Here is a 10,043-nt window from a genome sequence, read left to right on the forward strand (position 1 = left end):
AATCTAAAAAGCTTAAGGTGATGAGATTTCCTCAGAAGATAAATTCTCATCAATATTAATTTATTGTAATGGATCTGTTTTGGCTTGATTTGGTTGAAATTGTAAGTGCTCAACAGACATTAATGACGTTTTGATTCGACACTAAGTATCATTCTCGCTCTTCGTCCTGTTCACGTATCGCCCATACTAGATACGTTTAAAAGAAGACAGTGTTCAACAACGCACTGGAATTCCCTCTACGTAGGGATAAAGCCCATACGACCTTGTTCATTTCCGGTGAACAGTTCGACCTTAACCCCGTCAAGCGTCCCGTCGTCTGGAAGCTGGTTGCTATTCTCGATAATGATGACTTGCGCATCGATAAAGGACGATTTCACGCTCTCCCAAAAGTGCTTCTTGACGTCGTGTGGGAACGCTAAATCACCGGCGTCTGGCTCCTCGTAAACGAGCAGTGGGGAGTCGATTAGGATGAAGTTCGGGAACGGACGCTCGTTCGCGATGCAGAGGCGAAGGAGAGCGAGGTTGAAAGCCGCTCGCGTGATTGCTCGTATACCCTTGCCGTGGCTTTTACGGGCGTGACCGGAGATTACGACATCTTGGTCGCTCTCGCTGAACGAAACATGGTCGAGGCCGGGAAAGTGCCACTCCCTTAAGAGTACCTCGACCTCTCTGCAGAATAGATCTGCTTGCGCTGTGCTCACAGCTGCGCCTGCCATATCGCTCTTCTGCTTCTTTTTCGGCTTGTTGACATTTTCCAGCAGCTCTTCGAGCTCCTGAATCCGTTCAAGATATTCAATCATCTTGCGGCATGTCTCCGCGTGAACACGAAATTCATCAACCTTCTTGGAAGCGACATCGACATGCTGTTCCATCAGATCTTTTAGCTCCGACGCGATCACATCTAACTCGGTCCGGCGAGTATCTCGATCTACTTGAAGCTGTTCGACCTTGGCGGCGTTGGTGGCTCGCGTTGTCTGAAGATCCATAAACAGCTGCATGGTCTTGGTAGCCTCCGCCTTGCACGCCAGAGACACATCTGCCGGTGTGGGATTCGCCTTCGGGTGCTCGTGATGTTGGTACTCGGCGAGCGCGCCGCACATTGGGCACCGCTCTTCCTTGAGCTGATCGAGCCAAGCACCAGCCTCAGCAATTGCTTCTAGCCGTCGCAGGTCTGATTTATATTGCTGTCCCAGCAAATCAAACCGTGTCTGTAACTCCGACAGGACTGCGAGCTTGGACTCGACCGCTTTCAACGCCGTCCATGCGGTGTTGCGCTTCGTTTGGAGCGGTACTACACTTGTCTGTGCTGCGTTTCGTTCGTCGAGAGCAGTTTGAATCGAAGCTTCGATTCGGGTCAGGCGGTCGCGCTCCTCAACGAGCGTTCTCGACTCGCCAAGTTCGGTGAGTCGGGCACGTGTTGCTTTCAGCAGGTCGTCGAGTAACTCGACCTTGCCCGTCTGACGTCCCTTTGCAATTTTCAAATCTTCCTTTGCGATGATAGATGAGTCATCAGTGCCCGTAAGCAAGAGACGGAACACACTGCCCTCAACTGTTTTCGACGTGTACTGTCCACTAAGTGTCGGAGAGTTCTCTTGGATGATTGTTTCTTCATCGATGATCACGAGTCGAGCAATATCTCGGAAACTTAGTGGGCGTGTTTTGCCCTGTTCGTTTGTGCGAACCTTCTTCATCCCCAGTCCCGACAGATCCAGAAGGAACTGTGAGATGGTGTCCTTTTTGTCCGGTTGGTGTTTTGCCGCCAGTACACGATCTGGTTGTCCATTGGTCTTACAGAGCACGTTGCCGCCATGAAGACTTCTCTCCAGTGTGTAGATGCGTCTGTCGCTGTTGGCCTCGATGTCGATGACAACGGAGCTATAGCCATTCGCTTGAGGGATATCCTTCGGTGTGTCGCGACCACCAAGCGCGTAGTCTAGGCAATGCGCGATGAAGCTCTTACCAGAATCTGAGGGACCAGCGATAACGTTTAGACCGCGCTCAAACGTAACCTCAGCGGGTACCTTTCCCTGTCCAATGAGCGAGAGACGCCGAAGGGTAAAGCCAAATTTCATGGCGCTTCCTCGGTCCAAAGAATGGACTCCATCGAGAGTTCGGCACCCCACGTACCGATGCGCTCACGAACCATCGTGTCGAGAGCCATGTCGCTGAGGGCATCGAAGCTCTCAACAACCCAGTCGGCGCGCTCCCGGAGGCCGGTCAAGTACTCGGTGCTAAGTGTGTTGAGGAAATCAGCAGACTTATCAGTCGCCGCAAAGAAGATACCTCCATCCTTGTAGACTCGCTCAATGAGGCCACGGCTCTCGTAGAGTGTGAGACCATCTTGAATCACGCCGCGCCGAACAAGAATTTCACTGCCACGATGTGGGGTTTTTGGGTGCATCCCCTCTGGACCGCCGATGTCGTCGGAATGCACGAGGAAATAATCGAAGATGACCAACCGCTGCAGTGCATATGCAGTGGGGAAGGCGGTGCTCAGCAAACAGAGAGCACGAAGGCCAATCTCGACTGGTCCGTTGAATGGCGAAATTAAATGGAGAGGTATATTAGTTGTCACTTGACCCACCGAAACTTTCCGTCGTTCGCGAGCTGGTGGCATATACCGCCCCGGTCACGTGTGTGAATGCGAGTGGTGAGTGAGTTGCTCGTGAGCTGTAGGGCTCGAGCCGTCTTCACCACTGCGAGAACGCGACGATAGCCATCATTGTATTCACCGCGCACGTCGTCCTTGATGCCAGAGTGAACCTCGTCTTGTAATTTCTCAAACTCGCCTGGGGGCAGTGTATCGCGCGAGAAGGCACGCAGTCCTTCTGCGCTGTAGAACTCCACTCGGGCATCATGGAAGTGCTCACGGAGTTCTCCGTGAGCCGCGAGCCCTGCATCGAGATCCTTCAAGTCTTGTTTGAGGTATTGCGCATACGCACACCGAAGTTCACTGACGAAAACTGCCTCGTTGTCGGCGGGAAGATTAGGCGGAGTCACTGGGTTTGGGCGCAGGGGAAGTCCTCCCCCAAACCGTGCCACGTGCCAGCGTGTCTTGGTATGTCCTTCGATGATGTGAAGAACAGGCGTCGCCTGGAAGATCGAAAAGTCTAGGCCCTCGATGTGAGCAATCATCGCTGAATCGCATTCGACTTTCTCGGTGGTGGTGATGCCCTCTCGGCAGTGAGTGTTCCAGTGCTTCAGTAGCTCGCTCTTGAGGTCTTTCGGCTTCCTCAGAAGATTCGATAGCTTCGTACCAGCGCCCTTCGGAGCGATGAAGTAATAACGGCGCGGGTATTCGTAGTCGCCACGCTTCGTGTAATACGCGAGTTTACCTAACTCGACCCATATGTCGCTGGGTGTCAGTGAATTACTATAGTGCTTGCACTGGTAGTTGTCCCACATACCATTCCCATCCTTCACTATCGCAATGATGTCACGGCCCATGTCACCAGCCCCACCGCAGCGTTCGACTAATTCGTACTCGTCGCGCAGCGAGTCTACCCACTCTTGGATAAATTGCTCCCATTGTGTATCACTGAACAGTTTGATGCGGTCCTCGGGATGGATTGATGGTCCCGACGTTACGACATCCACAGTTAATCCTACTGACGGTGCTGAGGGCAGGGGGATCGGAATGGACGACGGAACATGTTTTGTCATTATGAATATTAGGGATGTGAGTTTTGAGAGGCCTAACTTTAGTTTTAATGTAGTGAGCCCAAGTTAAGTCATTTTTACATATGCAATATGCTTATATTTCAAGCCTTCAGTCTATATTTGATTGCTTGAAGCTGTCAAGGGTAACTGACCGCCTGCAGCTGAACCAAGACCTGGCCGCAGCCAATGCTTTTCAGAGGCGCTTCTTCGCGGGTGAAACAGGGCTAGACGATTTCCGCACGCTGGCCGATCTGTTGCCGATTTCGCCAAACTTCGACATACCCATCAGTGACTAGGTCGCGATGCCCTTAGAAGGAGAGACGTACTATGAATGACGTAAAGGTGATTGATCGATTTTTAGGGCCTGTTAACACCACGTCGAAGTGCATCAGAAATTAATGCAAAAGTGATAAAGCCCACAAACATCGAATCCAATTTTTCAAATCGGCTAAAAATGCGCTTGAAGCCTTTGAGTCTTCTAAATAAACGCTCAACTTCATTGCGGTGTTTATAAAGCTCTCGGTCATATGACCAAGGATGGACACGGTTGCGTTTGGGCGGAACCATAGGATTAAAACCCAAATCCACGGCGAATTGCCGGGTTTCATTACCCTCATAAGCCCGATCCATCAGTACATGAGCACCTCGAAAGCAAGATGGCAAACCTTTCAACAAGGTCTGACCTTGCTGTGCATCATGTACTTGACCCTCTGATAGCTTAAAATCAATCGCTATTCGGGCTTACAGCAACCAAATGAATTTTGGTGCTCCATCCATCCTTAGAGCGACCGATAGCTTGCCTGCCATTTTTTTCGAGCACCACATCCATCAGGATGGACTTTAATGATGGTTGAGTCGACCGACAATACGTTGATTTCTAAATTTAAAATCTGTTGCCTTTGCAATTCCATAAAAACATTGCTCAATACGCCTGCTTTGTTCCAACGCATCATGCGGGTATAGACGGTATGCCAATTGCCAAATTCCTTTGGCAAGCCACGCCATTTGCAGCCGTGCTCAGCGACATATAACAGAGCATTGAGCAATTGTAAATTATCGATGCTGACGTTGCCTCTTTGCACGGGAAAGGCATGTTTGATGGTGTCAAATTGTTCGGATGTGATTTGCATATGGTTATGATAAAGAAATTATCGCTTGTAGTGTTAACAAGCCCTAGTTATTAAAATAACAAATTCAACTTATTATTAATATTTTCAACTTTTTAGGATGTTCATGTTAATAGGTTTATACGCAACTATTAAGGTTGGTACACATGGATATATGACATGGATAAAAGTGATATAAAACAGAAGTTAGGTAGATCTATAGCAAAAGTCCGTAACACCAAAAGCCTTACTCAAGAATATGTGGCTGAAAGGCTGGGTATAGGCAATGAGGCTTTATCAAGAATTGAACGTGGTATTGTTGAGCCTTCAGTGACTCGTATATTTGAATTAGCACAAATACTGGAATGTAATGTTCAAGAGCTGTTAGGTGAGGCCACGCCGATTCTGAATGATCGTATTTTGGATTTGGCGCAGCAAATGGAAACTTTAGATATTCAAGAACAAGGTTTTGTCCATCAGCAAAGTTTGCAGTTGATTGCGCAATTACAGCGTTACAAATAGTAGTTATAGCTTATTGTGGTGTTGGAGGGAATTGGCTCATTCAAAAAAAATTTCTATTAGATCTAAATTCCACTGAAAATAAAAAAAGCCATCCCAACACGGGTGGCTTTTTTGTTTGTTATCCATACATGGTTTCATGTACTGACCACAGTTCATCCTGATACCAAGCCAAGCCCCACAAGTAGGCTTGGGGATTGTGATAGTGGTACACACAGTTCAAGTCTGGCCAATGCTTTGACAAGGCCTGATACACCTTGACGGGCGGTGACCACAGCGTCGTAAAGTGCCATTGCAACGCCGTTTCAGATTCTACTATGTGATTGAGCATGCCATTGCTCTCGGTGCTCCAATGTTGGACCCGCCAACGTTTTAAGGCTTGTACAAATGCCTTATTGCGTTTTACAAGTTGCAGAGATAGAGGAGGCGGAAGCAAACCACCAAAATCCAATACAAGCAAGTTGGATGCGTTTCGTTGTAACAATGATTGCTTGGCGGCTTGGACTGTTTCAGTTTTACCTATTAACCATAAGGTATTATTGCAATGGTGTTTCATGGTGTAACCCCTACATCTTTGACCTGTAATTTCTGCTTCAGACCACTGGTGGCTTGCACCGCAATGCCATCGGTTTCTTCAGCGATAGGATAAAACTCTTCTACCACTTCTAAGCCTTCATCTTCGGTATCCTCAAATTCACCATTGGCAAAGCCCAGCATAGCGGCATGGTCTAAGGCTTGCTGATCGAAACCGCTTTGCTGCCGTTGTAAGTTGGTCTCAGTGGCAATTGCAATGGCTTGTGCAAGACTGTGTTCAGGCCGTGTGGTGATGTCTACGTAGAAAATGGCCTGTCTAAAGGATTGCGTGGTGGATTTGCCGCGTATTCTCAGTGCCAATGGCAAACTGGCTAACTGGTTGTTGGAAACGGCACTGAAGTAATACAAGCGGCTGAGCAAGGTTCGGATACTGTTGTAGCCCGTGGTGCGAAACACAAACGTGCCCAGCTCATCCTCATCGCCTATCACTACATTCAAACGCCCATAGGCTTTGCAATAACCGGCTTGTCCATATTCACACACCATCGGACTTGGGCATGGCAAGGTGGTCATGCCTTGGGCAGTCATGCGCTTACAGGTTTCGCCATTACCAACACAAACAGGCCGGCCTGTCTTGTGGTCGAACATAGAGTAGTTGGCGCGAAAGTTCAGATCAGGATCATTGAACAATATGCGTATAGGAATGATGCGCAGTTTGTTACTGGCATCACCTTGGCGCAATTCTTCATCTAACGGGTGTTTGATCCACTGGCCTTTGCTTTGCACTTGGGTGGTGATGGTGAATTCATCATCTTTTTCAGGCAGACGTTTGCCGTTTTTCTCAACGACTTTGCCGATGGAAATACGCCCCAATACGGGTGGGGTGATGGCTAGTCCTTTAATCATGGTAGTGCTCCTTTGATACGTTATGTGCAATGACAAACAGCCCCACTGGAAAGTGGGGCTGTGCGGTTTGGGTATTTGGATAGAGTTTGCATGGCACTGACTACAGGCCACTGAAATAGAAGAGCTGATTGCATTGGGTCAATCAATCAACTTTAAGATAGTCGTGCTATGTGGGTGCTGCAAAGCAAACTCACGTAAGGCATGGAAGCCATTTACCACTTGGCTCAATGAATTGCTATCGGCCTGTAAAGCGAATGAAAGATCCGATAAGGCAATCAAATTAATGATGATGGAAGCGGTTTCAGCATCAACTTCGGCGCTGCTGCCATTGGGACTGTTTACGGTGATATTGTCACTGTTATCCCATTCCATCATCAAGCCGCCATTGCTTAGGTGGTAAAACTCCCAGTAACCGCCGTCATAGTCCACGATGAAATGTTGGGCAAAGAAATAAATGCGGTTTTGGAACTGAATGTGAGCATTGCCCAAATATTGCGGCAAGAAGCCCATGCGTTGGTCAATGGAGCAATGAATTTTGTGGATGGGTATGGCTTCATCGTCTGGGATTGGAGTGTTCACATCAACTGGTGATGGTTTGTTTGAATTGGGCATGGTGTTTTCCTTTGGTTAAATCAGCACACAAGCAAACAGCCACCGTTGGGTGGCTGTTTGTGTATGTTGTGGTTGTAGGGGAAGATAAGGGTAGTGGTAGACTAAGCATCGCAGTGAGTTGAAAAATACTGCCGTATTGGTGCATTTAAAACACAATAAATTGTGTTATTTTGGTTTGCTGGCACAAGATAATGTTGATTGATTAAGCCAGTACCGTAAACCGTCTGCTGCCTGTACGGGTAGTGAAGTATTGCGCCACCAAGTCAGGATGTTCTTGACTTAAACGTTTGCTGTCCAAGACTTGAACATCGGCAGTTTTCTTCCACGACACAGAACCATGGAGAAATTGAGCATGACTGTGATGCTCCATGGTTTGTTGAATACGCTGTTTAAGTTGACCTTCCTTGGCTTTGTATTCATCCAAATGCGCACGCACTTTAACCAATTCCTCAAACACAGCATTCATATCGGCATCAAAGGTTAAATCCAGAATTTGGCCATTGTCTTGTTGGAACAAGGTTTGTAAGGCTTGAGCAGCTGAGTCACTGCCATCGGCGGGTGGTGGAATGTTGTTTTCCACATGCCACCAAAACTGTGCTTCCAACTCAATCAACTTGGCAATCAGCTCCTCATCCCGGTGCACTCGGTGGATTTGCAAATCTTGGCCCGCAATCAGTACTGCCACATCGACAGCCTGTTTCCCCGTTACCGCCAATTGGTGCATTACCTGTATCAATACATACTCAGGCACACCTTCTTTCCAAGCTTTGGCACCGTAAGCACCTGCTGTTTTGCATTCCAGAATTTGCACATCGATTTGACCGACTACCTCACGGTCTAGGTTGGCCAACATAAACGGATGTTCGGGATGTTGTAGAATGGCGTTGACGCGTCTGACTTTATTGCCTGTGCGTTTGCTGTAGTGGGTGGCAACGATGGGTTCCAATACCGTGCCCCAATAAGTGGGATGGGTATCGTCGTCTGGGTCGATGTCGTTGAAAGATTGTTCAGGCCGCGTCTTCTCTATCCATAAGGCCAAACGAGATTGATAGGGATTCAAGCCCAATGCGGTAGCGGCGTCTGAGCTGCCCAAGCCTGAACGTCTGGCCTGTAACCATTCTTCATGGCTTAAACCTTTGGTTCTAAGTAAACGCAGTGCGGTTTTGGGTTTGGGTATAGAAGGTGTGTCACAGGCTGACTGCACTGCATTTGGTACGATATGTTCAGTAGAGGTAACAGCGTTTCCTATAGATATAGGTAAATTCATGACATTCCTTTCAGACATAAAAAATCCCCCGATGGCCGTAGCCATCAGGGGAACAAGTCATTCAAAATAAGGGAATAATGCAATACTACAAATAAGGATTAAGCCACCAATTGCAAGGCTTGCTCCAAGGCTTTTTGTTTCATTTGACCGCCATTGCCAAACCAAGCCGAATCTAGGCGATTTTCATTGGAGCGGGCTTGGCGTTCATGGTCGACAAACTCAGTCACCGCACACAGCAAACCCCATGCGGTGTCTTTGGCGGCGGTCAATTCTGCCCCACGGCCTTGGCCGCCGTACATGGCCTGTAACTTCTTATAGGCCCGCTCATTCGGCATCACACTTTCAGATTGTGCACTCAGCAGTTTCAAATGTGACTTGCTCCCAATGACAGGCGCTGCGTCTGCTGGACCGCTGGATAATAAAGCTTCAAAATAGCGATTGGCCTCTTTGACATTGACCTTGCGCTCAGACAAGACTTTCATCTCGTACATAAACTGATCCCATTGTGACACTGCTATGCCCAAACGTTGCTTGACCGCATCGGCATCGAAGTTGGAACGGTGCGAAACCTTAACTGCTTGTTCGGCACCATTCACCGCAATCGACAAAGTGTTGTTGCAAACCACCCGCACCGTGGTGGGCATGGCCACAGTGGCCAGACTACCATCACAAGAAGTAGCCAATAACACATAGCCATTGACCACATCATTGCCTTTCAAAGCGGTGGATTTACCCGTGCGAGCCAATGCCCAAAATTTACGGCCACCTTTGAGCACGCCAGCGGTATCCAGCTCAAAGCCTGCGTACTCGGTCAAATCACGGTAAAACTCCAATACCTCCATCGGTTGTACCACTTGGTAGCGGTTAGAAACCACAGATAAAGCGGTGTTGGTATCGCTGCGGTACAAAACTTTTTGTTCATCGAATGAGCCAAACATCGATGCATTGTGAACATTGTCGATAGAAAAATGGACTGGCGATTCTTTGATCTGCCAGTCCATGCCTGCGGCTTGCGCCCATATTTCCAATGGTTGCTTCTCTGGCAATTGACTGCCCAAGCCATGCCAAGGAGTAAGGCCAGTATAGGCCATGGTTTCAACTAAATGTGACATGCTTACTCTCCCCGTTTAACTTGAAATGTTTCACCACATTCTAAGCATTCGTAGATACTTAAAACTTTGTGGTCAAATTGTTCACCAATTTCAGAACCAGCTATTCCACCAGCGGTTGCTCCGATTAATCCTCCAATTAAAGCACCAGCAAAAGATCCTATTGGCCCTCCAATAGCACCTAATGAGGCTCCGACTTGAGCACCACCTAAAGCTCCGCTGGCACCAGTTACTGTTCCTGCAACTGTGCCTATAGCGGCTCCGGTATTGCGACCATAGCTGCATGACTTGATATGATGGGAATGACAATAAGGACACTGCATGTAAATA

At 48.2% G+C, this 10,043-nt stretch carries 10 protein-coding genes and 1 pseudogene; 1 reads left to right on the forward strand and 10 read right to left on the reverse strand.

Annotated features, from left to right (window positions below):
- Positions 1-236: 236 nt before the first annotated feature.
- From BN3003_RS06605 to BN3003_RS18650, 4 genes and pseudogenes are all read right to left on the reverse strand, one after another.
- A complete protein-coding gene (locus tag BN3003_RS06605) occupies positions 237-2,072 on the reverse strand; it encodes an AAA family ATPase (protein ID WP_058355858.1) in 1,836 nt (611 codons plus the stop codon).
- Positions 2,069-2,584: an ABC-three component system middle component 2 gene (locus tag BN3003_RS06610; RefSeq protein WP_058355859.1), complete on the reverse strand. Its 516-nt coding sequence runs from the start codon at positions 2,582-2,584 to the stop codon at positions 2,069-2,071. The genes BN3003_RS06605 and BN3003_RS06610 overlap by 4 nt, the downstream gene beginning before the upstream one ends.
- A complete protein-coding gene (locus BN3003_RS06615) occupies positions 2,572-3,597 on the reverse strand; it encodes an ABC-three component system protein (protein WP_058355860.1) in 1,026 nt (341 codons plus the stop codon). The genes BN3003_RS06610 and BN3003_RS06615 overlap by 13 nt, the downstream gene beginning before the upstream one ends.
- Before the next feature lie 420 nt (positions 3,598-4,017).
- A pseudogene (locus BN3003_RS18650) lies at positions 4,018-4,790 on the reverse strand (IS5 family transposase).
- A gap of 156 nt (positions 4,791-4,946) precedes the next feature.
- Between BN3003_RS18650 and BN3003_RS06630 the strand changes: the two are divergent.
- On the forward strand, positions 4,947-5,288 hold the full coding sequence (locus BN3003_RS06630) for a helix-turn-helix domain-containing protein (RefSeq protein WP_058355862.1): 342 nt from the start codon (positions 4,947-4,949) through the stop codon (positions 5,286-5,288).
- A gap of 118 nt (positions 5,289-5,406) precedes the next feature.
- On the opposite strand, the gene BN3003_RS06635 is transcribed toward BN3003_RS06630, so the two are convergent.
- From BN3003_RS06635 to BN3003_RS06660, 6 genes are all read right to left on the reverse strand, one after another.
- Positions 5,407-5,841, reverse strand: coding sequence for a DUF1281 family ferredoxin-like fold protein (locus BN3003_RS06635; RefSeq protein ID WP_058355863.1), 435 nt, complete (start codon positions 5,839-5,841; stop codon positions 5,407-5,409).
- The gene (locus BN3003_RS06640; protein WP_058355864.1) at positions 5,838-6,725 is read right to left on the reverse strand and encodes a recombination directionality factor; all 888 of its coding nucleotides are present in this window, start codon (positions 6,723-6,725) and stop codon (positions 5,838-5,840) included. The genes BN3003_RS06635 and BN3003_RS06640 overlap by 4 nt, the downstream gene beginning before the upstream one ends.
- 138 nt (positions 6,726-6,863) lie before the next feature.
- Complete coding sequence (locus tag BN3003_RS06645; RefSeq protein ID WP_058355865.1) at positions 6,864-7,337, reverse strand: antirestriction protein; 474 nt, start codon at positions 7,335-7,337, stop codon at positions 6,864-6,866.
- A 202-nt stretch (positions 7,338-7,539) separates the two neighbouring features.
- A complete protein-coding gene (locus BN3003_RS06650; protein ID WP_082625583.1) occupies positions 7,540-8,604 on the reverse strand; it encodes a YqaJ viral recombinase family nuclease in 1,065 nt (354 codons plus the stop codon).
- A gap of 98 nt (positions 8,605-8,702) precedes the next feature.
- Complete coding sequence (locus BN3003_RS06655; protein ID WP_058355867.1) at positions 8,703-9,716, reverse strand: DUF932 domain-containing protein; 1,014 nt, start codon at positions 9,714-9,716, stop codon at positions 8,703-8,705.
- A gap of 2 nt (positions 9,717-9,718) precedes the next feature.
- Positions 9,719-10,036 (reverse strand): hypothetical protein, encoded by a 318-nt coding sequence (locus BN3003_RS06660; RefSeq protein WP_199822558.1) that lies wholly within the window; start codon positions 10,034-10,036, stop codon positions 9,719-9,721.
- Positions 10,037-10,043 lie beyond the last annotated feature (7 nt).

The sequence above is a fragment of the Vitreoscilla massiliensis genome, assembly GCF_001457815.1.
Taxonomy (GTDB): Bacteria; Pseudomonadota; Gammaproteobacteria; order Burkholderiales; family Neisseriaceae; genus Vitreoscilla; species Vitreoscilla massiliensis.